Here is a 22,363-nt window from a genome sequence, read left to right as displayed (position 1 = left end):
CATGCAACCAAAATCCAAGGCTGGCAGTTTCAACTGCGAGCTGAGCCCGCGTGCGCTCGACAGATGGAATCCGGCCATCAAGGCAGCGGTGGAGTCGAGTAACGACACCATCACCATCTACGGAGTGATCGGCCAGGACTGGTATGGAGAAGGTGTGACCGTCTCGCGTATCGACGCTGCCCTACGGGCCATCGGCGACAAGCCAGTAGACGTCTACATCAACTCGCCAGGTGGCGACATGTTCGAAGGGCTCGCCATCTACAACCGTCTACGCGAGCACAGCCAAGCGGTGACGACCAAGGTGCTTGGCTTGGCTGCCTCCGCTGCCTCAGTCATCTACATGGCGGGCGCCAAGCGAGAGGTCGCTAGCAGCGCCTTTCTAATGATTCACAACTGCTGGACCCTCGCCGTAGGTAACCGCCATGACCTGCGCAATACAGCGGACACCATGGAAGAGTTCGATGCAGCGATGGCCGACCTCTATGCGGAGGGCAGCGGTCAGGCAGTCGCCGATATCACCGAGATGCTAGACGACGAGACCTTCATCCGCGGTAAGCGGGCAGTAGAGCTCGGTTTCGCAACCGGCCTGCTGTCCTCGGACGAGATCACCGAGCGCGAAGACGAGCAAACGCAGCAGAGCAACGCGCTCAAGGCCATGGATGTAGCCTTGGCCAAAGCAGGAATGGCCCGCAGCGAGCGGCGCGAGCTCTTCGCCAATTTCAAGTCCAGCACGCCGCGCGCTGCTGGCGGAGGTACGCAACCTGCTACCTCGTCCGATAAGCCGCGCGCTGTCGAGTTCAACCTTGCACCCCTACCCAAACTCTCCTTCTCCATTCCTGCATGAGGCTTCACTCCATGATGAAATTTCGTTTGTCCCCGGCATTTTTGATGGCAGTGTTGGCCATCACTGCCATGATCCCGCTGACGTTTGGCGTTACGCCTCAGGCCATCATTGGCTCGGTCTGCTTGGTTGCTCTCTCGACCATGCTGGTGAAACGCGGGAACTCCAGCTACACCTCCTGGAATGCGCAGATGGGCAAGATCGGTGAAGAGGACATCGAGGCCCAGTACAAGCAGACTCAAGCGAACCTCAAGGATATTGGCGATCAACTCAAGGCGCATGCCGAGCAGGCGCAGAAGAACGTTGATCGCCATGAGGGTCTCAGCAAAGAAACGTCGGCTAAGGTTGACGAACTGCTGATGAAACAGGGTGAGCTGCAGGCTCGCGTGCTGGAAGCAGAGCAAAAGCTGGTAAATGCCAACCGCGACACGCAGCGGGATGAGGCGCCAAAGTCCGCCGGCGAGCTATTTATCGCCAGCGAGCAGATGGAAGGCGTCAACTCTTCGTTCCGTGGCTCTCGTCGCGTCTCAGTGCCGCGCGCCGCGATCACTACCACATCCGCCGGCGGCCTGGCTGCTACAGAGCGCTTGGACACTGTTGCACTGCCGGGTATGCGTCGGGCGACGATTCGTGATCTCGTCGCACCCGGTCAAACCGAGGCGGGTTCGCTCGAGTACGTCCGGGAGACCGGCTTCACCAACAACGCCGCAATCGTCGCAGAAGGGGGTGCCAAGCCTTATTCCGAAATCACGACTGCCCTGGTCACGGCGTCGGTCCGCACCATCGCCCACCTGTTCAAGGCGTCTCGTCAAATTTTGGACGACGCAAAAGCGCTGCAAAGCTACATCGACGCTCGGGCGCGCTATGGTCTGCTGCTGACGGAAGAGTCCCAGCTGCTCTACGGCAGCGGTGCAGGTGCAAACCTGCAAGGACTGGTCCCGGTTGCAAACCAGTATGTGTCCCCAGCTGGTTGGACTGTCACCGGCGAACAGCGCATCGATCGCCTTCGCTTGGCCCTCCTGCAAGCCGAGCTTGCTGAGTTCCCTTCTGACGGCATCGTGCTCAACCCAACTGATTGGGCACTGATCGAGTTGATTAAAGACAGCCAAGGCCGCTATCTGATCGGCCAGCCCCAGGAAGGCACCGCTGCTCGTTTGTGGAACCGCCCTGTCGTGGCAACCCAAGCCATGAAGCAAAACGACTTTCTGGTTGGCGCCTTCAAGCTGGGTGCGCAGATCTTCGACCGAATGGAAGTTGAAGTTCTGATCTCCACCGAGAACGACAAAGATTTCGAGAACAACATGGTCACCCTGCGCGCTGAAGAGCGACTGGCGTTCGCCATTTATCGCACCGAAGCTTTCGTAACCGGCAAGCTCGCCGCCGTCGCTGCGTAATTCCCTAAAACCTTTGAAGTGGGCGGGGCTGCCGTCCATTGAGGTGAGAAATGTCAGATAAGTTGATCAAGCCGCTGCGGGCCTACGAGGACCGTGGCGTGATTCGTGACGTCGATAACGAGCCCTATGCCGCCCCGGTATGGCTCGCAAAGGAGTTGGAACAGCTCAACTTGTGCGTGATCGTGGGTGACCTGGATGTTCCCGCAGTGAACCATGCTGACGGCCCTAATACGACTTCTGCGCTGAAGATCGTAAAGAAGGGACAGCGATGGATCATCGCCGACGCCCATGGCGTGCAAGTCGGTGACTTCATTGGCAAGCGAGAAGAAGCTGAAACCGAGCTCGCCAGCCTGCTGCAGACCGTTAACTTGGATGTTGTTGAGTCGCACCCGCCAGTGGCTCTCACTTCTGCTACAGAGCCATCGGTAGCGGAAGTTAATCTGCCTCCGGTGACTGAATCGGCCCAGCAGATTCAGGAGTAAGCGATGTCCGTGATCAGTATCGAAACGGCCATCGAGCACTTGCGCGCCGAGGATGATGATCGCGTATTCATCGAGGGCTTGCTGGATGCAGCGGAGGGTGCTGCTTGCGATTACATGGCACGGCGCTTGTATGCTGATGCTTCCGCCATGTCCGTAGGTCGAGCAGATGCTGTGGCTTTGCGGTCACAGGCCAGAATTCGATATGACGCGGCAATGGCAGCCGCCGGGCTCATCTGTGCCGAAGATGATCGTTTATCTGCGGTTGAAGTTGCTAAATACGATCTGAGGCTTGCAATCGCCCAGTCTGAAGCAATGTCCCTGGGCGTAGAACTAAACCCTACCATTCAGGCGGCATGTCTATTGATCTTGGGTCACCTGTATAGCAACCGTGAGGACGTGGTGGCTGCTGCTGGATCAAGGGCCACACTCTCGCTACCGCAGGGTTCGAGGTATTTGCTTGCACCCTACCGGGCGCAGATGGGGGTTTGATGGCTATTTCTGAGCCTGGGGCCGGTGACCTGAACCGGCGCGTTATCCTTCGCCGTCGCTCCGATCTTCCCGCGGATGACGGTGGACTTGCCTCTCAGTTCAGCGATGAACGCAAGCGCTGGGCCCGCATCGAACCTGTTGGCACGGCCATCTACAGCGGTAGCGTCCAGGCCGATGACAAGATCACCCACCGCATTACCCTGCGTTACCTGGGGCTGGTGCCTGTCGATTTTGAAGTGGTGCACGGCGCCGTAGTGTACCGGGTCAAGCGGGCAACCGACCTGAACGGCTCGCACCGCTTCACCCTGCTTGAGGTTGAAGAACTGGGCCTGGTACAGGCCGGGGGAGGACTCTATGGCTAGACCTGCTGCTTACCTGCACTTCGGTGACTTCGACAGCTACGGCAAGCTGGACTTTGACAAAAAGGAAATCCGCAAGGCGATGCGCCGGGCGGGGGCGCTGGTGCGCGGCGAGGGCCGCAAACTGGTGAGCAAGCGCGGGGCCTCCGAAAAAGGCCAGTACCCAGGCATGCGCACGGGCCGCTTGCGCCGCTCCATTACCTACCGGGTGAGCAGGGCCGGGTTTTTGGTGAAGATCGAGCCGAAGAAAACCGCCGACATGAAAGCGTTCTACCCGGCGTTTCTCTGGTACGGCGTGCGACGTGGTGCCAAGCGGGGCAAGTCACACCATAAGCAGGCTGATACCGGTGCCTGGCGGATCGAGCCTCGCAACAACTACATGGTCGACGCGCTCAATAACCACGCCGACGACGTTCGCTCCATCCTGCGCCGGGCTTTTGCTGACGCGCTGAGCTGACTTTCGAGGCACCCATGAAAATCACCCCTGTGGTGCTGCAATTGCGGCAGCGCTGCCCTGTGTTCGCTGGCCGGGTGGCAGGCGGCATCGACTTCGATGCGGTCAAGGCCAGCCAGCAAGTGGACCGTCCTGGCGCATTCGTGATTGCCACGGCCGACGATGCCCGCGAGAACGACTTGGAAAATGGCATCCGCCAGGAGATCACCGACGCTTTCGACGTGGTGGTCATCCTGGATAGCAAGGATCAGCGCGGGCAGCTGGCAGTAGATGTGTTGCACGACATCAGAGCCCAGCTATGGAGCGCACTAGTGGGCTGGACCCCCGGCCCTGAGTACGACCCCATCACCTACGACGGTGGTGACCTAGTACAAATCGACCGTGCACTAGTGATCTACCGGTACTCGTTCCTCACCGCCTTCCAGCTGGGCCGCAACGCCGAAACCGATCCTGCTGAAACCTGGCACGAACTGGAGCTCGACGGCCTGCCCAGGCTTGAGGGCTTCGATATCAATGTGGACTGCATCGACCCGGCGGACCGCAACCTGAAGTACCCAGGCCCGGACGGGCGCATTGAAATTCAATTCCAAGAGGATCTGCCATGAACCGCATTACCGTGGTGCCGGCCAAGGGCCGCGCGGTGCCGGACCCGGAAACCGGGGAGCTGTTGCTGCCGGAGGGCCGCGACGTGCCGGACGATATCTACTGGCGCCGCCGTCTGGAAGACGGTGACGTTGTGAACCCAGCCCCGACCGCGAAAGAGGCCTCGACCAAATGAGCGTAGGATTCCAACAGATTCCGCAGGACGTGCGCGTTCCGCTGTTCTATGCGGAAATGGACAACTCCATGGCCAACAGCGCGAACAGCGCGCTACGCCGCCTGATCGTCGCCCAGGTCAACGATACTGCTGTCGCCGATGAACTCGGCAAGCTCACGCTGATCGCCAGCCTGGCCCAGGCCAAAACCATCGGCGGCCAGGGTTCAATGCTGGCCGCCATGTACGATACCTGGCGTCAGAACGATCCGGTGGGTGAAATCTGGTGCCTGCCGGTGAAGAACACCACCGGTGCTATGGCGACAGGCAAAGTCACGTTCACCGGTACCGCGACCGAGGCGGGGCTTATCAATCTGTACGTCGGTGGCGTTCGTATTCAGGCGGCCATTGCCTCTGGGAATGCCGCTGCAGCGGCTGCTTCGTCGCTGGCCACCAAGATCAATGCTAGCGCTGACCTTCCGGTGACCGCAATAGCGGCGGCTGGCGTGGTGACATTGACCACCAAGTGGACGGGCGACTCAGGCAACGATATCAGTCTGGTACTGAACCGCCTGGGCAAGAGCAACGGGGAGGCCACACCGGCAGGGCTCAACATTGCGATCACTGCAATGTCCGGCGGCGCTGGGACCCCTGACGCGGTCGCAGCGCTGGCCGCCTTGGGCGATGCGCCGTTCGAGTTCATCTGCGTGCCATGGGCCGACACCACTACCTTAGAGGCCTGGAAGGTGGCAATGAGCGATGCCAGCGGGCGCTGGTCCTGGGCTAAGCAGCTTTATGGCCATGTGTTTGGCGCCTTGCGCGGGACTCTGGGCACGTTGGTCGCGGCGGGGCAGGCACGTAATGACCAGCATGTGACCCTGTTCGGCTTCGAGGCGGGTGTACCTCAGCCCGCTTGGCGGGTAGCTGCGGCCGCGACTGCGCGCCAGGCTGTATTTATTTCAGCCGATGCCAGCAGGCCGACCCAGACCGGGGCGCTGGTAGGCATCGACCCGGCGCCGGAAGGTAGCCGCTTCACGCTGACGGAGTTCCAGTCGCTGCTGCAGTACGGCATCGCCACCCTGTACTTCGAAGGTGGATACATGCGCATTCAGCGGGCGATCACCACCTACCAGAAGAACGCCTATGGCCAGGCCGATGATTCGTACCTGGACAGCGAGACGATGCACCAGAGCGCGTACATCGTGCGCCGCCTCAAGAGCATCATCACCAGCAAGTACGGACGCCATAAGCTGGCCAACGACGGCACCCAGTTCGGTGATGGGCAGCCGATCGTCACACCCAACGTGGTGCGCAGCGAGTTGATCAGCGAGTACAGCAACCTGGAACGCGATGGGCATGTCGAGAACTCCGCGCTGTTCGCCCAGTACCTGATCGTCGAGCGCGACAGCAAGAACCCTGCGCGGGTGAACGTGCTGTATCCGCCGGACTACGTGAACGGCCTGCGCATCTTCGCGCTGCTCAATCAGTTCAGGCTGCAATACACCGCCGACGCGGCGTAACGTTGTCCCATTACCCAGGCCCGCCGCGTGCGGGCTTTTTTGTTTGGAGGCCCAGCCATGGGGCAGAAAGTTGCAGGTACCTGCTACGTCAAGGTGGACGGTACACAGTTGACCCTGAAGGGGGGCGTTGAAGCCTCGCTGACGGATAAGACCCGGGAGACGGTGGTGCCTGGGTTTTTCAAGGAAGAGGACAAGGCACCCTGGGTGAAGCTCACGGCGGTACACACGCCTAACTTTCCGCTCAAGGCCCTGACCGAGGGCACCAACATGACCATCACTGCCGAGTTCAAGAACGGCAAGGTCTATACGCTTTCCGGCGCCTACCTGGTGGACCAGTCCAGCAGCAACGGCGAGGAAGGCACCATCGAGCTGCAATTCGAAGGCATCAAGGGGGTATGGTCGTGAGTGATACCGTCAAGCTCAATAGCCCGATCAAGGCTCATGGCGAGGAAGTGACCGAGCTCACGCTGCGCAGGCCAACGGCAAAAGACGCCCGGGGCATTAAGGCGCTGCCATACAAGATCGATCAGGACCAAGCAGTGAGCCTGGACCTGGACGTGGCAGCCAAGTACATCTCGGTCTGCGCAGACATCCCGCCGTCGTCCGTTGACCAACTGGATCTGGCGGACCTCAACACCCTGGCGTGGCAGGTGGCAGGTTTTTTCATGACGCCTGCGTCGAAGACCTCGGCAGCCTGATCACGCTGGCCTACGACTTGGCCTACTTCTGGAAGGTTGACCCCGAACAGATGCTGGTCAGGCCGCTCGACACCCTTGTCGAGTCGCTGGCGCACGCGCAACGCATCAACAGGACCCAGCAGGCAGACTGATGGCTGATAATTTCCAGCTCAAGGCGCTCATCACCGGCGTCGACAAGCTCTCGCCTACCCTGGCGGGCATCCGAAAGAACGTTGCCGGCTTTCGCAAGAACCTGCAAAGCACGGGCTTGGGGAGCATCGGGTTCAAGGATGTGCTGGCAGGTGGTGCTTTGGCAACACCCTTTGTTGCCGGGACCCGCGCAGCGATCCAATTTGAATCCGCCATGGCCGATGTGCGCAAGGTGGTCAACTTCGACAACCCTGGCCAGTTTAAGGAAATGGGCGATGACATTGCCAAAATGTCAGAACGCCTACCGATGGCGGCCAACGATATCGCCAAGATCGTTGCCGCGGGTGGTCAGTCCGGTATTGCCCGAGGCGAGCTGCTGGGGTTTGCCCAGGACGCCGTAAAAATGGGTATCGCTTTCGACCAGACTGCCGAGCAGAGCGGCGAAATGATGGCCAAGTGGCGAACATCGTTCAAGATGACGCAAAAGGAAGTAGTGGGCCTAGCCGACCGCATTAACTACCTGGGCAACACGGGACCGGCGAACGCCAAACAGATCTCCGACATCGTGACTCGCTTAGGTCCGCTCGGTGAGGTCGCTGGCGTGGCCTCTGGGCAGATCGCCGCGTTGGGCGCGACCATGGCGGGCGTCGGCGTCGAGCAGGAAGTGGCGGCCACGGGCATCAAGAACTTCATGCTGTCCATGACTAAAGGAAGTGCGGCCACGAAGAGCCAGGCTAATGCTTTCAAAGCATTGCGTTTGGATGCTAAGGCGGTAGCTGCGGGCATGCAAAAAGACGCTCAGGGCACCATGTTGGGCGTGTTGAAACGCATAGCAGCAGTGGATGCGATCAAGCGGCCGGCACTACTGACCGAGCTGTTTGGTACCGAGTCGGTTGCCGCGATAGCGCCGTTGTTGACCAACCTCGGCTTGCTGGAAAGCAACCTGAAAAAGACGGGTGACGCTACGCAGTATGCAGGCTCCATGGAGGCTGAGTATGCGTCCCGCGCAGCCACCACCGAAAACAACCTTACCTTAATGCGTAATGCCGTCGCTCGAGCGGGAATGGCGCTCGGCAACGCCTTCTTGCCGGTTGTGAATTCGGTGGTAAACGCCATGCGTCCGCTGATCAGCAACGTCGGCGATTTCATTCGTGACAATCCTGGGTTGATCCGAGGTATTGCCGCCGCCGGCCTAGCCTTCACGGTGCTGCGGGTAGGCATCGTGGGCGCCGTGGTCGCTACAAAATTGCTGAGCCTGGCGCTGGGTATGACGCCTTTCGGCATGATCGCGCTAGCCATCGCTGGGGCAGTCGGGCTGATCGTTGCGAACTGGGAGGGGATTGCAGGTTTCTTCACGAGACTATGGGGGCAGGTAGTAGCTACCTTCGCTGTAGTTTGGCCGGTGATGAAGAAAGTATTTTCCTGGTCTCCCTTGGGCCTGGTCATTGAAAACTGGGAGCCCCTTAAAGAGTTTTTCAGCGCACTTTGGGATTTCATCAATGCAGCCCTCAGTATTGGCTGGAACGGTGTAAAGGCCTCCTTCTCAGCGGGCTGGGATTGGATTAAAGAGCAGATTGGTTTTGATCCTGTGCAGATCGTCACGGCAGCCTGGGAGCCGCTGGTTAACTTCTTCAAGGGCCTGTTCGAGCGGATTCAACCATTTATCCAACCGCTCGTTACTGCCGGGGACTGGGCCAATGAGGCCTTCGACAAGGTTGGTGGCAAGACCAATGATCTGTTTGACGGCGCGGCCAAGTGGGTCGGTGATGGCGCGTCACAGGTAAGTGGTTTCTTCGACCGAAATACGCCAGGTTCACTCGGTGGCGATTTAATCGGTCAAGGTACGGCGGGTCTGCAAAGCGCTACCCAAGGTTTGCTGGCGGGTGGGAACAAGGCCCAGCTCGACGGTGCGCTGGTTGTGCGATTCGAAAACGCCCCTCCGGGCCTGCGCCCGCAACCTGCCCAAACCAACCAGCCCGGCCTCAAGGTCACCACCAACGTCGGTTATCGATCCCTGTCCGGAGCGCAGTAAATGGCAGATACCTGGCGCGAGCAGTTGTTGCCCGCGTCCTTCCGGGGCGAGACGTTTCTCATTGAGGACACGTCTGTTCCTGTGGGGCGCAAGGTCCAGCTGCATGAGTACCCCAAGCGCGATGAAGCCTATGCCGAACAGATGGGCAAGGTGGCCAGGGTTCACAAGGTCAAGGCCTATATCATCGGCGCCGACTGTTTCACGCGCCGTGACAAGTTACTAAAGGCGCTGGAAACCGAAGGCGAGGGCACCCTCGTGCATCCCTGGCTGGGCCAGCTGTCGGTGGTGCCTGGGCAATGCGAGATGGCGCATAGCCGCCGCGAAGGCGGCATGGTCACGTTCGACCTGACGTTCTACCCCGGCAATGCCCAGCTCAACCCCTCGGTGCGGGCCAACACTTCCAGGCAGTTGGCGCAGACTTCGGCCAGCTATTGGAGCAGCGCCGTGGACCGATACAAGTCGGCCATGGCTAAAGTGGATACTGCACGCATCAACCTGACCGGCCTGCAGAACCGCCTTACTGATGTGTTCGGTGTGGTGGGCAGTCAGTTTTCACCCATTGGTGGCGCTGTGGGATCTATCACTTCCATGGCCCAAGCCCTAAAGAATTCGCCGGGCTCACTGTCCAGCCTGTTCTCCGGCTACTTCAGCGACCTGGGCCTTTCATCGTTCAGCTCCGGTAGCTCGAGCAAAAGCAGCAGTGCGTCCGCAGCGACATTCGAAAGCTACAGCACTGCGATGGCCACCGTCTCAAACCAGGCTGAGGACGCAGCCCGCGTTAATACCGTGAATGCCGCCAGCGGCGCAGATACCACGGCTGCCGCCCAAGCGTTAGCCAACCTGGTGCAAGACGCGGTGCTGGTACAGGCCACGGCGACCGTGGCCGAAATGCCCGTAGTCATACCGCCAGCACCTCAGGAAACCACTGCCTCGCTCGAGCAGCAGGTGGTTAATCCGGTAGAGCGAGCCGAAGTCCCGGTTGCCGACGATGTGATTGCCGCTCGTGACGCGCTGGACGATGCCTTCTGGCAAGCGTCGCTCAAAGCGGACGCTACCTATTACCCGGTGGTGAACGCTGCACGCCAGCAGGTGGTACGGCATCTTACGGCGGTCGCCGCCTCTGGCGTACAGCTGGTGACCCTGACGCCTCATGAAACCTTGCCCGCTCTGGTGCTGGCTTATCGACGGTTCGGCGACGCCACCCGTGATGGGGAAGTCGTACAGCGCAACAAGATCACCCACCCTGGCTTCGTGCCGGCAGTACCGCTGCAAATCGCCCGGGAGTAATACTCAATGTCCGACCCCTCGACGGCCGTGACTCTGACCGTCGACGGTCTGGATTATTCAGGCTGGACCTCGGTGGAGATCAGTGCCGGGCTTGAGCGCCAGGCACGTAGCTTTAACATCGGCATCACTTGGAAATGGCCCGGCCAAAGCGTGCTCCGGCCCGTGAAGCAGGGCGCACGTTGTGAACTGCGCATTGGCGGTGACTTAATGATCACCGGTTGGGTCGACGCCACGCCAATCAGCTACAACCACGAACAGGTCACCACGTCGATCAGCGGTCGATCGCTCACCGGCGACTTGGTGGACTGCGGCGCGATCAACTCGCCGGGTCAATGGAAAGGCCAAAGTGTGCAGAAGATCGTCCAGGCCATTGCTGGCGTGTACGGCCTTACCGTCAAAAGCGAGATCGCCGCGACCGCTAGCCTTTCCGACCACACGATTGAGCCGGGCGAAACCGCGTTCGAATCTATCGACCGGTTGCTGACGTTGTATCGAGTGTTTAGCACCGATAATGCCCATGGCCAGGTGGTACTGGCCGACGTCGGCAGCGCCGGCCGCGCCGTCGAAGCGCTTGAGTTGGGGCGTAACATTCTGAATGCTGATGCCCCGCTGGACTTCACCCGCGTGTTCTCGGAGTACCGGGTGATAGGTCAACGGTCGGGTACCGATGAGGAGTTTGGCAAGACAACGACCGAGGTCAGTGGTGTGGTCACCGACCCCCGCATGACTCGCAAGCGCATAAAGGTCATCCACGAAAGTGGCCAGCTTAGCGACAAGATCGCGGCTGACCGGGCCAACTGGGAGCGCGGTACCGCCCTGGGCAAGGCGCTGGAAGCCACCTATGAGGTTCAGGGCTGGCGCCAGGCCAATGGTGCGCTATGGCTACCCAATACCCTGGTGCGCGTGATCGATCCGGTCATTGGGTTCGAGCGCGACATGCTCATCGCTGAAGTGACCTACCAGCTTAACGATCAAGGCACGATCTGCCGCCTGCGAGTAGGACCCCCTGAGGGGTATCTGCAGGAGCCTGACGACCCGCATAAAAAACGCAAGGCGAAGAAGGCAGACGCTTTCGAGTACCTGTTGCCCGCTGAATGGAAGGACAAGAAGGACCCATGAGCCGACTGATGAACATGCTGACCCGCGGCGTGGTGTCCCTGGCCAAGTCCACGGGCAAGCTGCAAACCTTGCAGATGCGCCTTACCCATGGGGAGGTCAAGGATTCCATGGAGCACCTGGAGCCCTATGGCTTCACCAGCTGCCCGCACGAAGGCGCCGAGGGCCTGGCTGCGTTCATAGGCGGCGACCGCTCCCATGGGGTGGTGATCGTGGTGGCGGACCGGCGCTATCGATTGCAGGCCCTGGAAGCAGGGGAGGTGGCCATTCACACCGATGAGGGCGACAAGATCCACCTGAGGCGTGGGCGCATCATCGATATCGAAACGGGCACGCTGAACATCCGGGCTTCGGCCGGGGTGCACTTCGAGACGCCGACCATTACCCAGACCGGCACCATCGTCAGCGACGGCGACCAGATAGCGGGCGGTGTCAGCCAGATCAATCACCCGCACGAGGGTGTAAGAGCGGGCCCCGATCAAAGCGGCCGGCCCGTGCCTGGAGGTGGTGCATGACGATCATCACCATCGATGACCAGGAGACAGGCCTCAAGCGCGCGGTGGAAATCAGCTTGTTCACCTGGCGCCGAGCCAGTGCATCGGATCGCACCGATGACGAAGAGCGTTTCGGATGGTGGGGCGACAGCTACCCACTGGTAGCGAACGACCGTATCGGCTCTCGGTTATGGCTGCTTCGGCGTCGAAAACTCACCACCGAGACCATTGGTGATGCGGTCACCTACGCCCGTGAGGCGCTGCAATGGCTGCTCGACGATGGTCACGCCACGGACGTGCAGATCCTGGCCGACCGGGCGGGAAATGATCGGCTCAACCTCGGGGTAGTGCTCACGCTGCCGGCGGGTGAGCAACTGGAAATTTATCCCAACGAACAGTGGCAGGTGCTCTATGCCGTTTGAAACTCCCAGCCTGCCGACCTTGATCAGTCGCACTGCGGCGGACCTAACCAGCGAAGCCTTGCGCAAGTCCGATGCACAGGTACTGTCACGCGCGCTCAGTGGCGCTGCTTATGGTGTCTATGGGTACATAGACTGGGCGGTGAAGCAGATCCTGCCGGACACCGCCGACGAATCCACGCTTGAGCGCCAGGCGTTGCTCAGGCTTGAAACCCCGCGCATCGCCGCCAAAAGCGCTGCGGGCTCGGCCAGCTTCCAGGCAGCCGCAGGCGCCGTACTGGATGCCGACCAGATTGTTCAGGCCAGTGATGGCAGGCAGTACCGGATCGCCGCGGCCGTCACCACCAAGGTCGGCACCAATACCGCAACCCTTGAAGCAGTGGACGGTGGTGCCCTGGGCAATGCTGATGCGGGCCTGGTGTTGACCCTGGTGCAACCGGCAATGGGTGTTAGTGATACGTTTACAGTGCTGGCGCCTGGTCTGACCGGGGGCACCAATCAAGAATCCATCGAATCCCTGCGTTCGCGGGTGATCCGCAGCTATCGCGTGATTCCTCATGGCGGTGACGCGGATGACTATGTGACCTGGGCGCTGGAGTGCGCGGGCGTGACCCGGGCATGGACTGTGAAGAACTACATGGGGCCCGGCACCGTCGGTGTGTTCTTCGTCCGCGACGGCGATAGCAGCATCATCCCTGACGCCAATGAGATCGCGACCGTCCAGGCCTATCTGGAGTCGAAGGCCCCCGTCACCGCCGAGGTATATGCCCTGGGTCCGGTACTCAAGGTCGTGAACTACACCATCAAGCTCACCCCGGACACCACAGCCGTGCGGGCTGCTGTGATCGCTGAACTGACCGACCTGCACGAACGGGAAGCCGGGTTGGGCGAGACCTTGTTGATCAGCCATATCCGCGAAGCGGTGAGCAGCGCCGAAGGTGAAATCAACCATGTGATGGTTGCCCCAACATCGGATATCCCTGCCAAGGCCAATGAGCTGCTGACGGTAGGGGTGTTTTCATGGCAGTGAGAACAGCGGAGCAATACCTATCGCAGCTCAAAGCCCTGCTGCCTGAAGGTCCCGCCTGGGATCTGGAGCGAGTGCCGGAACTGGCGGTGGTGCTGAGCGGTATAGCCCAGGAGATGGCGCGCATCGATAGCCGGGTGGTGGCGTTCAATTCGGAGACGGACCCTGCTGGGGTAACAGAGCTGGTCCCTGAGTGGGAAGCAGTGATGGATCTGCCCGACGCGTGTCTTGGCCTGAACCCTTCATTTTCGGATCGCCAAAAGGCGGTGCAGCAACGGCTGATCGCCGTGGGTAGCCAACGCGCTGCCTACTTTATTGCCATTGCCAAAGGGCAGGGCTACCCCAACGCGACAATCACCCAGCACCGCGCCCCGCGCTTTGGCACGGCCCGTATGGGAAAAAGCCACTTCGGCACTTGGGGCGCACAGTTCATGTGGACGCTGAACACCGGGGGGCGCCAATTGCTGGGGCGCCGTTTCGGCGTGAGCTACTGGGGTGAGCACTTCGGGGCTAACGCCGGCAGCTCTCTGGAATGCCTGATCAGTCGCTACGCCCCCGCGCACACCGTGCCATACATCAATTACAGCTGAGGATACAACGTGGACTATCCCAAGAGCGTGCCCAACGTTGGGCTCGTCAACGGCAAATTTGTCGATGAGAACACTGCAACCGGGCAAGCCGGCTCCCTGATCCCCGCGACCTGGGGCAATGCAGTCACCGACGAGATCCTGGCAGTCATCAATAACGGAGGCCTTGCCGCAGCGGAAAGCGATCCCGCGCAATTGGTTCAGGCGATCCGCGCTAACGGATTCGCCTACGCGCCCAGTACAACGGGCAGCGCCAACGTTTACAAGGCAGGATTTACACCAGCGGTGGTAAACCTGGTAGATGGTATGACGTTGCGCTTCAAGGCCAACACGACCAACACGGGCGCAGCCACGTTTGCTCCAGACGGCATTCCCGCAAAGGGCATCCTCAGCCTGGGACAGAACTCGCTACGGGGCGGGGAGATTGTTGCCAATAGCCAGTGCATGGTGGTGTTCTCTGCCGCCTTCGATTGCTGGATTTTGATCTATTCCAGCGGCGGGTCTGCGCAGACTGGTAGGTTGATTGGTGTACAGGTCTTCACCGCCACTGGGACTTATACCCCCACACTGGGTACAAACTCCGTCATTGTCGAAGTCCAGGGTGCTGGTGGCGGTGGTGGGGGCGCGCCGGCGACTGCTTCAGGTGTGGCGTCCGCTGCTGGTGGTGGTGGCGCGGGGGCGTTCTCATCCTCCCGGCTGACGTCGGGTTTTTCAGGGATCGCAGTGACTGTCGGTACCGGAGGCGCGGGTGGAGTAGCTACGCCATCGGCAGGTGGGAATGGCGGCGCATCGTCGTTCGGTTCGCTAATCGTTGCTGCGGGCGGCGGTGGCGGAAACACCATGGCCGCTTCTGCATCATTCCCGCTGCAATCCTCTGGGGGTAACGCAGGTGGTGGCGGAACCGGGGGCAACGTAATAAACGGAGCTGGGGCCACCGGCTTCGGCGGATTGGTTACATCGTCTGGCAACGGCACGTCCGGATCAGGCGGGTCTAGCCGGTATTCAGGTGGTGGTTCACGCGCTGTCGGGTCAGCCGTAGGTGGCGTGGGAACAATCGGTGATGGGGGCGGAGGGGCTATATCTCAAAGCAGCACCAATACTGGCTTCAGCGGCGGGAAGGGCGGCGATGGCCGAGTAATTGTTTGGGAGTACGCTTGATGAAAACCTATGCACGAATTGTCGACGGCATCGTTTACGAAATCATCCCACCGTTCCCGTCCGAGGACGGTACGGACGTGCCGATCGAGGATCGTTTCCCGCCCGAGTTCGTAGAGCAAATGGTCGACATCACCAAGCTCGACCCACAGCCCGACCAGCAATGGACCTACAACGGCAAGAAGTTCGCGGCACCAGTGCCCTACAAGCCGAGCGCGGACGAGATAAAGGCCACTAATACGACAGAGCGCGACAGGCTGTTAGCTATCGCTACGCTGGCCATCGCGCCATTGCAGGACGCTGCGGATCTGGAGGAAGCCACAGCAGCCGAAACGACCCTCCTTAAAAAGTGGAAGCAATACCGGGTGGCAGTGAATCGAATCGACCTCACGCTTGAAGGCCCGGCCTGGCCGGCTAGTCCCGTCTGAGTAGGGTGTTAATTTTTCCGACCTTTGATGTAGGCCACTAGAGCCCGCCTTGAGCGGGCTTATTTACGCCTGGAGAAAAATATGACCGGATTCGATCTGACATTTGAAAGGGTGATCGGCCACGAGGGCCTGTTCACTGCTGACCCGAAGGACCGAGGCAACTGGACATCCGGCGTCATAGGACAGGGCCAGCTGAATGGCACCAAGTACGGTATCTCGGCTATGAGCTATCCAGACGTGGATATCGTTAGCCTGACGGTGGATCAGGCCAAGGCCATCTACAAGCGCGACTTTTGGGACCGCGCCCAGGCTGATCAGTACCCGGCAGCGCTCGCTTACCAGCTGTTCGATATCGCTGTGAACAATGGCAACGGTAACGCCATCCGGATGCTCCAGCGCGCCGCTGGCGTGGCTGATGACGGCCAGGTGGGCAAGATCACCATTGCTGCCGTGAAAGCCATGAGTGTCACCGATGCGGTCATGCTCTTGAACGCCGAGCGCTTGCTGTTCATCACCAAGCTCTCGACCTGGCCCACCTATGGCCGGGGATGGACCAACCGCGTGGCTGGTAACCTTCAATACGGGGCGGTGGACTCATGAACTGGGCAGACGTAGGCCGAATCATCGGCGCAGCCGCCCCCACCCTGGGAACACTGCTCGGCGGGCCCGCGGGTGCTGCCGTCGGCGCGCTTGTATCGAGCGCACTCAACGCGCCCAACGACCCCGAGGCAGTTGGCACCATCCTGGCCACCAACCCCGATGCAATGGTGAAGGTCCAAGAGCTGCAGACCAACGCCAAGGTGCAGCTGCAGCAGTTGGCCGTCACCGCCGAAAACAACCGGCTTCAGGCCGAGGCCTCGCAGTACGCCGCCGAAGCCGCCGACCGTGATAGCGCCCGCAAGCTGGCGGCCGCGCAGCCCCGTGATCTGATTCGCCCGATCGTCACCGGTTTGGTGCTGCTGGGCACACTGCTGATCATTGCCGCTGTGTTCATGGGCTGGAACAAGGAGATCCTTACCGATCCCACGGCCAGCCTCACCGTGGGCACGGTCATCGGGCTGTGGTTCGGGGAGCTCAAGCAGGTGATGGGTTTTTGGTTCGGCATGACCAAGGAGTCCCAGAAACAAAATGCGGCAATCACCGAATTTGCGGTGGCGCCCGGTACCGTCACCAGAACGGACAGGTAGAAAGGGGAAGTGATGCAGACCACAACGAAAGAAGAAACCTACAGCCGCGCCATGCGTATTACGTTGGGTGTCCAAGCCAACGGCGGCAGTGTGGCCATCCAGATCAAGATGGGTACCAGTTGGGTCACCACTGATACCCTGTGGACTGACGGTGCGTTCCCTCTCGATATCCCTCCTGCCACAGTGCGTTTCGTGCCTGCTGGCGGTGCAGCCTTCGAGGTGTATGCATGAGCCTGCTCGCAAATCAGCTCTCGACCCGACACCGAATCCGCCGCGGGCTTGGCCTGCTAGGCGACAGCTTCAGTGCCAACTGCCACACCATAGCAGCCACGGCCTGGGGCACCGAGGCCTACGGCTATGCAGGGGCCATCGCGGCGAAGACTGGACTTTTTCCCGACTACCGGGACAACCTGGGCAAGGTAGGCGATCACACCGGGCAGTTCATGCCCCGACTGCCCTCGGCCCTCACGTCGCTTACGGCAGACCTCTGGCTGCTGCTGTCGCGGACGAATGACAGCACCACCCCTGGCATGACCTTGGCGGACTCTAAGGCCAATGTGATGAAGTTCATCAGCGCCTTCGAGAACACCCCTGGCAAATACCTGGCCGTCGGTACCGGCACGCCGCGCTTCGGTGACAAGGCGCTGACCGGCCAGCCTCTGGCGGATGCCATCGCCTACAAGGACTGGGTGCTGGGCTACGTCAGCCAGTTCGTACCCGTGGCCAACATTTGGGACGGGTTTACGGCTGAGATGACGGTAGAGGGCCTGCACCCGAACCTGCTGGGGGCCGACTTCATCCAGTCCCGCCTTGTGCCTGTGATCAATGCGAACTTCGAGTTCTTCGGCGTGCCGCTGCCAACCGATGCCGCTGACCTGTATTCGGCCATCCGCCCGTTCGGCTGCCTGAATGCCAACCCACTCATGCTCGGTACCGCAGGCACACTCAACGCCTCGGTAAACGCAGTGGCGGGCTCGGTGCTGGCCGACGGCTACAAAGCCACGGGCTCTGGCCTGGCTGGCATCACCACCAGGTGGTACAAGGAGCCGGCTGCCTACGGCGAGGCGCAGTGCATCGAGCTGGCTGGCACCATGGCCGCCGCCGGTGGGTACATCTACGTTCAGCCCATCGCCAACGTACCCATCGCCAACCTAGCCGTGGCCGATGTCCTGGAAATGGTATCGGCGCCGGAGATCATCGGGAGCAGCCGGGGCATTCTGGGCTGGGAAGCGGAGATGATCATCAACAAGCCGGTGAACGGGACCGCCACTACCCTCTATTACCGGTCCATGGACAAGTACCAGGAACCGTTCACCCTGCCGGCGAACTGGAAGGGCGCGCTCGAGACCCAGCGTTACAGCGCGGACCTGACTGAAACTACGGTTACATGCCGGATGGGCCTCTACCTGGCCACCGGCATCGCCCAGGCGTCGACGGTCAAGGTTGCGCAGTACGGCCTTCGGAAAGTGTAGCGTGGCCCGAGGGAGCTTCTGCTGCTGCAACCAGATGCCCTCGATAACCTGACGTCATGATCGCCACCGGATCACCGCCCAGCCGCTGTATGGCTTCACAGAAGAACGCCCTGTCAGCCTCCCGAGCCATTGCCTCGCCTTGCCACTTCTTCCAGTTATTGGAGGCATTCAGGTTTGCTCTGGATTGCTCCAGAAGACTTGCCTCCAGCTCCTTCCTCAACCGTATTCGCTCGCGGTCAGCGTCGGTGAACATGGTAATCAGCGTGGCCAGCCTAGTGCGCTGCTCTGCCAGGGACTGCTGAAGCAGGTTGCATTCCTCCATGAGGAGGTGGGCTTGCTGCTTCCACATTTCTACTGGGGTGGGTAGTCCCAGCCAGTGTGCTGGGTCTAGGTCGTCGTCGGTCATAGTGGGCGGGCTTCGGTTGCTGTATGCACATACAGTAGTCGAGCGAATCGGGCAGGTCGATTGGAAGGGGATGAGCGGCCTAGCCGATATGATTTTCTAGGTCCGACTAAAGCTCCGTAACGGTCGCTATGAAAGGGTTGAGCTAGCCTTAATCTGGCCTGGGGGAATTTTGGGGGAATGAATCCCCCGAACCGTGTGGAATCGTGTGGTGTCATGCTTTGCTGAAAGCCCCGAAATAAAAGGGTTTCAGAGGTTTGAGCCAATATTTATTTAGGGTGAAAACGGATTCGAAATCCGTTGTACTGGCAACAGTACCTAGGGTTCAAATCCCTATCTCTCCGCCATTATGTGTCCTAAGAGCCCCGCAACGCGGGGCTTTTTGGTTTCTGCAGTTTGATAATCCCCCACTCAATCCCCCATTTCTGTTTTGCGTTGCGCCGTGCTGAGTATGGCCGCGAGTGCCATTCAGCCAGAGAATTCGCACGCGCCTGGGCGACTGCGCACGTTGGCATCCCAGAGGGTATTCAGGAACGCGATGGCTACCGCAATGCAGAATACGGCCACGGCCAGGTTGATCTTACAGCTATAACTGCGGTGGCAGACCACAGCGCGATGATGAATGCGAGTAGCGCACAGGCAAGCTTGAGCTTCGACATGTCGGGTGTCCTCGAGAGTGAAGTTGTTTTTCGGTTGGGAAGGGTATAACGCCCGCTCCATACGGAACGGGCGATGGTGTGGTTTTCAGCATTTTTTATGCGACTAGGCTAAGGGCCCCGTGAAGCGCCCTTTGTTTGAGCATCGCGCCTTGGCCAAACCAAGCCGAATCCATTCTGTAATCTGCAGAGCGTGCGCGCTTCTCATGGTCTACAAATTCTGTCACGGCGTTCAGCAAGCCCCAGGCCGTTCCCTTCGCCGAAGCGAGTTCAGCACCCTTACCCCGGCCGTCATAAAGGCTATGGGCTTTGGAGATTGCATGGCGATTGGTTTGCCTTGCCGACGCAGTCGCGTCGGTGCTCGTGACGCTCAGTACCTGGTTGAAGAAGCGCTTCGCTTCCTTACTCGATACTTTGCGCTCAGCGAGCATCCGCATCTCGTACATGAACTCTGTAGTGGTCTACTAATCCCGGACACGACGTTAAGTTTTTTCTTGGCCTGAGCCCATGGTCGGTATCCACTCGGTTTTCAGGCTCCTGAACACCCGCTCCATCGGCGCATTATTCCAACAATTTCCCCGGCGACTCATGCTTTGGTTTATGCGGTATCGCCACAACCGTTGGCGAAATAACCGGCTTGCATATTGCGAGCCTTGGACGCCTTTCTAAGCGTCAAGTGGAGATCGTGCTTTGATTGATGGTCAGGTTTCGACTTTGGATGATGCCGTAAACCTCGCGCGCGATATAACGCTTAAGGCAGCGAATCGCCTCAAGCTTTGAATGGCCCTCAGCGATACGCTTGGCAACATAAGTCTGGGTTCGAACGTCTGTCCTCAGGCGTCCGATTGCGATGATGTGCAATGCGCTATTGGCAGCACGATCACCACATCGATTTAGGCGATGGCGGTTGACCTTTCCTGAAGATGCCTGGACGGGGCTGACGCCACAAAGGGCGGCGAAGCTAGATTCCGAGCGAAAGCGATCACTGTTGTCTCCAGCTGTCAGTAGAAGCTGGGCGGCTGTCTCGTAGCCGATCGCATTGCGTGAAACCAGTTCTGGCGCAAGCTCGTCAACCAAGCCTGCGATCATCACATCCAGATCTGCTATCTCATCGTGCAGCTCCAGATAACGCCTGCCCAGTGTTTTTAGAGCTATGCGGTAAGCAGAAGCCAACTGACGGTAATCAGACAGATCTGGACGCCACGCGGCCAGCATTCGAATCAACTGCATTCGCGTCAGACTGCGTAATTGCTCACGAAGCTCATCTGGTGCGCTGACGATGGTGTTGTGGATAAGTTGCAATGTGACGCGACGAGCCTGGATCGCTGTTTTGCGGCAAACTTTGAGGACGCGCAGCGACTCGACCATCCCGTCTCGCTTCTTGGGTGTGACTGTTCGAATACCTGCGAAGGCCGCATGGGCTGCATTACAGGCATCCAGCGTGTCGTCCTTGCCGCGTTTGTGCCTATCGCTTCTATCGGGGGCTGTCACTTCAAGAACAGATATCTTGGCGTGCTCCAGGTAACGCAGCAGCCCAGCCCCATATGTTCCAGTGCATTCAATGCCCACCCGTGTGAGCTCGCCGAATGAGCGCATCCACGTCAGCATTTGTTTGTAGCCATGCCGTGTCGTCGCAAAGCACGCGCTGGCTAGAACGCGATCAAGGTCGTCTACAACTGCTGCTACATGTAGGTCTTTGTGGGTATCCACACCGCCTACAACACACTTGCGAACGCCTTCGGTCTTAATATCACTCATGGCTGGGTGCTCCAACTTTGGAATCACAAACCAATCCACCCGAACCGATTACATGGACAAGACAGTAAAGAGACGTAACGTCAGGCCCTTCTAGGGTCACAGGTATCGGCGAGGCGGAAACCTCGACGTGCAGCGCTCCCGGCTGGCCGACAGGTCCAGGGAAAGACACGAGGTCAATCGGAGTGTGGGTCAGGCCAACCAGGGCACCTCACGACACCAGATCACCCCTTACTGATCCGTCGCTGTGCACGTCAGGTCATCCGGAAACACTGGCGATCACATTCTTACTGTCGGAGTGGAACAGCAATCCTTGAGGCTCCCCTCGCTGCTCGCAAGCCATGTCCAAGGCCTTGATGACCACGTCCGCATCCGGCTTTCCCGACAACGCCCAGCCCACAACACGGCGGACAAAAAGATCTAGCACAACCGCCAGATACTGCCATTTCCCTTGAGCCCAGATGTAAGTGATATCGCCACACCAGACATGGTCAGGAGCGGGCACATCAAACTCCCGGTTCAAAATATTAGGAATGTCGGGCCGCTCGACCGTCGCCTTTTTGTAAGCATGCGATCCCGGTTGTTTGCTCACCAACTCCAGCTCGCGCATCAGGCTGCGTACCTTGAATCGCCCGATCTGCTCGCCGTCGCCCTGCATCATGGTCATGATGCTACGGCTACCGGGAGCACTCCGGCCTTGGGTGAACAACTCGTTCACTCGACTGCGCAATCGAAGGCGTTCTACATCCGGTGTGCGGCGCCTCAGACGCCGAGCGTAGTAGCACGAGCAGGTCACTTCAAACACCTTGCACAGCCAATCTACCGGCTCGTGGATGCTCAACTGGTCAATCAGCGCGAACGCTCGAGATCTTCCGACATCAAGAGCGCGGTAGCCTTTTTTAATATTGATTTCTCGCGTTCGAGGCGAGCAATCCGAGCTTCCAACTCCTGGATTTTTTGCTGCTCCGGGGTCAGCGCTTTGCTCTGCGGGGTGACGCCCGTGCGTTCTTGCTGCACTTGGTCGACCCCCCGGCGCAAAGCCGACTCGCCGACACCAAGCGAGCGGCTGGCTTCAATGAAGCTGTAATTCTGCTTGAGAACGAGGTCGGCAGCCTCGCGTTTGAATTCAGGGGAAAAGGTACGGCGTTGTTTGGTCATCTAACATCTCGTTCTGACGAGCATTCTCGCCTAAATGAGTGTCCGGTTTCATTAGACCACTACAACG

At 59.7% G+C, this 22,363-nt stretch carries 26 protein-coding genes and 3 pseudogenes; 24 read left to right on the top strand and 5 right to left on the bottom strand.

Annotated elements, in window-relative coordinates; genetic code table 11:
- The first annotated feature begins 1 nt into the window (after position 1).
- The 24 genes from AC4LE2_RS15070 to AC4LE2_RS14955 all read left to right on the top strand — a co-directional run bounded on the left by AC4LE2_RS15070 (position 2) and on the right by AC4LE2_RS14955 (position 18,324).
- Entirely contained in the window at positions 2-844 is an 843-nt protein-coding gene (locus tag AC4LE2_RS15070; protein WP_491826524.1) for a head maturation protease, ClpP-related, read from the top strand.
- Between the two features lie 11 nt (positions 845-855).
- Positions 856-2,235, top strand: a complete 1,380-nt coding sequence (locus AC4LE2_RS15065; RefSeq protein ID WP_491826523.1) for a phage major capsid protein — start codon at positions 856-858, stop codon at positions 2,233-2,235.
- A gap of 50 nt (positions 2,236-2,285) precedes the next feature.
- Positions 2,286-2,717, top strand: coding sequence for a hypothetical protein (locus AC4LE2_RS15060; protein WP_491826522.1), 432 nt, complete (start codon positions 2,286-2,288; stop codon positions 2,715-2,717).
- Between the two features lie 3 nt (positions 2,718-2,720).
- The gene (locus AC4LE2_RS15055; protein WP_491826521.1) at positions 2,721-3,206 is read left to right on the top strand and encodes a head-tail connector protein; all 486 of its coding nucleotides are present in this window, start codon (positions 2,721-2,723) and stop codon (positions 3,204-3,206) included.
- On the top strand, positions 3,206-3,568 hold the full coding sequence (locus tag AC4LE2_RS15050; protein WP_491826520.1) for a head-tail adaptor protein: 363 nt from the start codon (positions 3,206-3,208) through the stop codon (positions 3,566-3,568). The genes AC4LE2_RS15055 and AC4LE2_RS15050 overlap by 1 nt, the downstream gene beginning before the upstream one ends.
- Positions 3,561-4,022 carry a hypothetical protein gene (locus tag AC4LE2_RS15045; RefSeq protein WP_491826519.1) on the top strand — a complete coding sequence of 154 codons (462 nt, stop codon included), beginning with the start codon at positions 3,561-3,563 and terminating at the stop codon, positions 4,020-4,022. The genes AC4LE2_RS15050 and AC4LE2_RS15045 overlap by 8 nt, the downstream gene beginning before the upstream one ends.
- A 14-nt stretch (positions 4,023-4,036) precedes the next feature.
- Entirely contained in the window at positions 4,037-4,624 is a 588-nt protein-coding gene (locus AC4LE2_RS15040) for a phage tail terminator protein (protein WP_491826518.1), read from the top strand.
- Positions 4,621-4,797 (top strand): DUF2635 domain-containing protein, encoded by a 177-nt coding sequence (locus AC4LE2_RS15035; protein WP_491826517.1) that lies wholly within the window; start codon positions 4,621-4,623, stop codon positions 4,795-4,797. The genes AC4LE2_RS15040 and AC4LE2_RS15035 overlap by 4 nt, the downstream gene beginning before the upstream one ends.
- Positions 4,794-6,293: a phage tail sheath subtilisin-like domain-containing protein gene (locus AC4LE2_RS15030; RefSeq protein WP_491826516.1), complete on the top strand. Its 1,500-nt coding sequence runs from the start codon at positions 4,794-4,796 to the stop codon at positions 6,291-6,293. The genes AC4LE2_RS15035 and AC4LE2_RS15030 overlap by 4 nt, the downstream gene beginning before the upstream one ends.
- Before the next feature lie 57 nt (positions 6,294-6,350).
- Complete coding sequence (locus AC4LE2_RS15025) at positions 6,351-6,698, top strand: phage tail tube protein (RefSeq protein WP_491826515.1); 348 nt, start codon at positions 6,351-6,353, stop codon at positions 6,696-6,698.
- Entirely contained in the window at positions 6,695-6,991 is a 297-nt protein-coding gene (locus AC4LE2_RS15020) for a phage tail assembly protein (RefSeq protein WP_491826514.1), read from the top strand. Before AC4LE2_RS15025 ends, AC4LE2_RS15020 begins: the two co-directional genes overlap by 4 nt.
- 130 nt (positions 6,992-7,121) lie before the next feature.
- The gene (locus AC4LE2_RS15015; RefSeq protein ID WP_491826513.1) at positions 7,122-9,152 is read left to right on the top strand and encodes a phage tail tape measure protein; all 2,031 of its coding nucleotides are present in this window, start codon (positions 7,122-7,124) and stop codon (positions 9,150-9,152) included.
- Positions 9,153-10,439, top strand: coding sequence for a DNA circularization protein (locus tag AC4LE2_RS15010; protein ID WP_491826512.1), 1,287 nt, complete (start codon positions 9,153-9,155; stop codon positions 10,437-10,439). It abuts the gene before it with no gap.
- 6 nt (positions 10,440-10,445) lie between these two features.
- Positions 10,446-11,558: a phage baseplate assembly protein gene (locus AC4LE2_RS15005; RefSeq protein WP_491826511.1), complete on the top strand. Its 1,113-nt coding sequence runs from the start codon at positions 10,446-10,448 to the stop codon at positions 11,556-11,558.
- Positions 11,555-12,070, top strand: a complete 516-nt coding sequence (locus AC4LE2_RS15000) for a phage baseplate assembly protein V (RefSeq protein ID WP_491826510.1) — start codon at positions 11,555-11,557, stop codon at positions 12,068-12,070. The genes AC4LE2_RS15005 and AC4LE2_RS15000 overlap by 4 nt, the downstream gene beginning before the upstream one ends.
- Positions 12,071-12,072: 2 nt before the next feature.
- Positions 12,073-12,471 (top strand): phage GP46 family protein, encoded by a 399-nt coding sequence (locus AC4LE2_RS14995; protein ID WP_491828148.1) that lies wholly within the window; start codon positions 12,073-12,075, stop codon positions 12,469-12,471.
- Positions 12,461-13,498: a baseplate J/gp47 family protein gene (locus AC4LE2_RS14990; RefSeq protein ID WP_491826509.1), complete on the top strand. Its 1,038-nt coding sequence runs from the start codon at positions 12,461-12,463 to the stop codon at positions 13,496-13,498. Before AC4LE2_RS14995 ends, AC4LE2_RS14990 begins: the two co-directional genes overlap by 11 nt.
- Positions 13,489-14,085 (top strand): YmfQ family protein, encoded by a 597-nt coding sequence (locus AC4LE2_RS14985; RefSeq protein ID WP_491826508.1) that lies wholly within the window; start codon positions 13,489-13,491, stop codon positions 14,083-14,085. The genes AC4LE2_RS14990 and AC4LE2_RS14985 overlap by 10 nt, the downstream gene beginning before the upstream one ends.
- A 9-nt stretch (positions 14,086-14,094) precedes the next feature.
- Positions 14,095-15,240 (top strand): glycine-rich domain-containing protein, encoded by a 1,146-nt coding sequence (locus AC4LE2_RS14980; RefSeq protein ID WP_491826507.1) that lies wholly within the window; start codon positions 14,095-14,097, stop codon positions 15,238-15,240.
- The gene (locus AC4LE2_RS14975) at positions 15,240-15,665 is read left to right on the top strand and encodes a tail fiber assembly protein (RefSeq protein WP_491826506.1); all 426 of its coding nucleotides are present in this window, start codon (positions 15,240-15,242) and stop codon (positions 15,663-15,665) included. The genes AC4LE2_RS14980 and AC4LE2_RS14975 overlap by 1 nt, the downstream gene beginning before the upstream one ends.
- 81 nt (positions 15,666-15,746) lie before the next feature.
- On the top strand, positions 15,747-16,265 hold the full coding sequence (locus AC4LE2_RS14970) for a glycoside hydrolase family 108 protein (RefSeq protein ID WP_491826505.1): 519 nt from the start codon (positions 15,747-15,749) through the stop codon (positions 16,263-16,265).
- Complete coding sequence (locus AC4LE2_RS14965) at positions 16,262-16,852, top strand: hypothetical protein (RefSeq protein WP_491826504.1); 591 nt, start codon at positions 16,262-16,264, stop codon at positions 16,850-16,852. The genes AC4LE2_RS14970 and AC4LE2_RS14965 overlap by 4 nt, the downstream gene beginning before the upstream one ends.
- 12 nt (positions 16,853-16,864) lie before the next feature.
- On the top strand, positions 16,865-17,083 hold the full coding sequence (locus AC4LE2_RS14960; protein WP_491826503.1) for a hypothetical protein: 219 nt from the start codon (positions 16,865-16,867) through the stop codon (positions 17,081-17,083).
- Entirely contained in the window at positions 17,080-18,324 is a 1,245-nt protein-coding gene (locus AC4LE2_RS14955; RefSeq protein ID WP_491826502.1) for an SGNH/GDSL hydrolase family protein, read from the top strand. Before AC4LE2_RS14960 ends, AC4LE2_RS14955 begins: the two co-directional genes overlap by 4 nt.
- Here AC4LE2_RS14955 and AC4LE2_RS14950 read toward each other — a convergent pair.
- The 5 genes and pseudogenes from AC4LE2_RS14950 to AC4LE2_RS14930 all read right to left on the bottom strand — a co-directional run.
- Entirely contained in the window at positions 18,290-18,730 is a 441-nt protein-coding gene (locus AC4LE2_RS14950; protein ID WP_491826501.1) for a hypothetical protein, read from the bottom strand. The two genes, AC4LE2_RS14955 and AC4LE2_RS14950, sit on opposite strands and share 35 nt — an antisense overlap.
- A 751-nt stretch (positions 18,731-19,481) precedes the next feature.
- Positions 19,482-19,835, bottom strand: a pseudogene (locus AC4LE2_RS14945) (DUF932 domain-containing protein); the annotation flags it as partial.
- Positions 19,836-19,886: 51 nt separating this feature from the next.
- Positions 19,887-20,039: pseudogene (locus tag AC4LE2_RS14940) on the bottom strand (IS3 family transposase); the annotation flags it as partial.
- Positions 20,040-20,055: 16 nt separating this feature from the next.
- Positions 20,056-21,141, bottom strand: coding sequence for an IS110 family RNA-guided transposase (locus tag AC4LE2_RS14935; RefSeq protein WP_491826500.1), 1,086 nt, complete (start codon positions 21,139-21,141; stop codon positions 20,056-20,058).
- A 289-nt stretch (positions 21,142-21,430) separates the two neighbouring features.
- A pseudogene (locus AC4LE2_RS14930) lies at positions 21,431-22,296 on the bottom strand (IS3 family transposase); the annotation flags it as partial.
- Positions 22,297-22,363: the final 67 nt, after the last annotated feature.

It is taken from the genome of Pseudomonas sp. 9.3L (genome assembly GCF_058536285.1).
Note: the sequence above shows the minus strand (reverse complement) of the source record. Positions and strands in the feature narration are given on the sequence as shown.

Excerpts from the sequence above, each read along its gene's own strand:
- AC4LE2_RS14970 (WP_491826505.1), top strand. The coding sequence starts at position 15,747 with ATGACCGGATTCGATCTGACATTTGAAAGGGTGATCGGCCACGAGGGC.
- AC4LE2_RS15005 (WP_491826511.1), top strand. The coding sequence starts at position 10,446 with ATGTCCGACCCCTCGACGGCCGTGACTCTGACCGTCGACGGTCTGGAT.
- AC4LE2_RS15060 (WP_491826522.1), top strand. The coding sequence starts at position 2,286 with ATGTCAGATAAGTTGATCAAGCCGCTGCGGGCCTACGAGGACCGTGGC.
- AC4LE2_RS15070 (WP_491826524.1), top strand. The coding sequence starts at position 2 with ATGCAACCAAAATCCAAGGCTGGCAGTTTCAACTGCGAGCTGAGCCCG.
- AC4LE2_RS15010 (WP_491826512.1), top strand. The coding sequence starts at position 9,153 with ATGGCAGATACCTGGCGCGAGCAGTTGTTGCCCGCGTCCTTCCGGGGC.
- AC4LE2_RS14975 (WP_491826506.1), top strand. The coding sequence starts at position 15,240 with ATGAAAACCTATGCACGAATTGTCGACGGCATCGTTTACGAAATCATC.
- AC4LE2_RS15065 (WP_491826523.1), top strand. The coding sequence starts at position 856 with ATGATGAAATTTCGTTTGTCCCCGGCATTTTTGATGGCAGTGTTGGCC.
- AC4LE2_RS15050 (WP_491826520.1), top strand. The coding sequence starts at position 3,206 with ATGGCTATTTCTGAGCCTGGGGCCGGTGACCTGAACCGGCGCGTTATC.
- AC4LE2_RS15055 (WP_491826521.1), top strand. The coding sequence starts at position 2,721 with ATGTCCGTGATCAGTATCGAAACGGCCATCGAGCACTTGCGCGCCGAG.
- AC4LE2_RS15025 (WP_491826515.1), top strand. The coding sequence starts at position 6,351 with ATGGGGCAGAAAGTTGCAGGTACCTGCTACGTCAAGGTGGACGGTACA.
- AC4LE2_RS14935 (WP_491826500.1), bottom strand. The coding sequence starts at position 21,141 with ATGAGTGATATTAAGACCGAAGGCGTTCGCAAGTGTGTTGTAGGCGGT.
- AC4LE2_RS14965 (WP_491826504.1), top strand. The coding sequence starts at position 16,262 with ATGAACTGGGCAGACGTAGGCCGAATCATCGGCGCAGCCGCCCCCACC.
- AC4LE2_RS15015 (WP_491826513.1), top strand. The coding sequence starts at position 7,122 with ATGGCTGATAATTTCCAGCTCAAGGCGCTCATCACCGGCGTCGACAAG.
- AC4LE2_RS15030 (WP_491826516.1), top strand. The coding sequence starts at position 4,794 with ATGAGCGTAGGATTCCAACAGATTCCGCAGGACGTGCGCGTTCCGCTG.
- AC4LE2_RS15035 (WP_491826517.1), top strand. The coding sequence starts at position 4,621 with ATGAACCGCATTACCGTGGTGCCGGCCAAGGGCCGCGCGGTGCCGGAC.
- AC4LE2_RS14950 (WP_491826501.1), bottom strand. The coding sequence starts at position 18,730 with ATGACCGACGACGACCTAGACCCAGCACACTGGCTGGGACTACCCACC.
- AC4LE2_RS14985 (WP_491826508.1), top strand. The coding sequence starts at position 13,489 with ATGGCAGTGAGAACAGCGGAGCAATACCTATCGCAGCTCAAAGCCCTG.
- AC4LE2_RS14990 (WP_491826509.1), top strand. The coding sequence starts at position 12,461 with ATGCCGTTTGAAACTCCCAGCCTGCCGACCTTGATCAGTCGCACTGCG.
- AC4LE2_RS15040 (WP_491826518.1), top strand. The coding sequence starts at position 4,037 with ATGAAAATCACCCCTGTGGTGCTGCAATTGCGGCAGCGCTGCCCTGTG.
- AC4LE2_RS14960 (WP_491826503.1), top strand. The coding sequence starts at position 16,865 with ATGCAGACCACAACGAAAGAAGAAACCTACAGCCGCGCCATGCGTATT.
- AC4LE2_RS14955 (WP_491826502.1), top strand. The coding sequence starts at position 17,080 with ATGAGCCTGCTCGCAAATCAGCTCTCGACCCGACACCGAATCCGCCGC.
- AC4LE2_RS15000 (WP_491826510.1), top strand. The coding sequence starts at position 11,555 with ATGAGCCGACTGATGAACATGCTGACCCGCGGCGTGGTGTCCCTGGCC.
- AC4LE2_RS15045 (WP_491826519.1), top strand. The coding sequence starts at position 3,561 with ATGGCTAGACCTGCTGCTTACCTGCACTTCGGTGACTTCGACAGCTAC.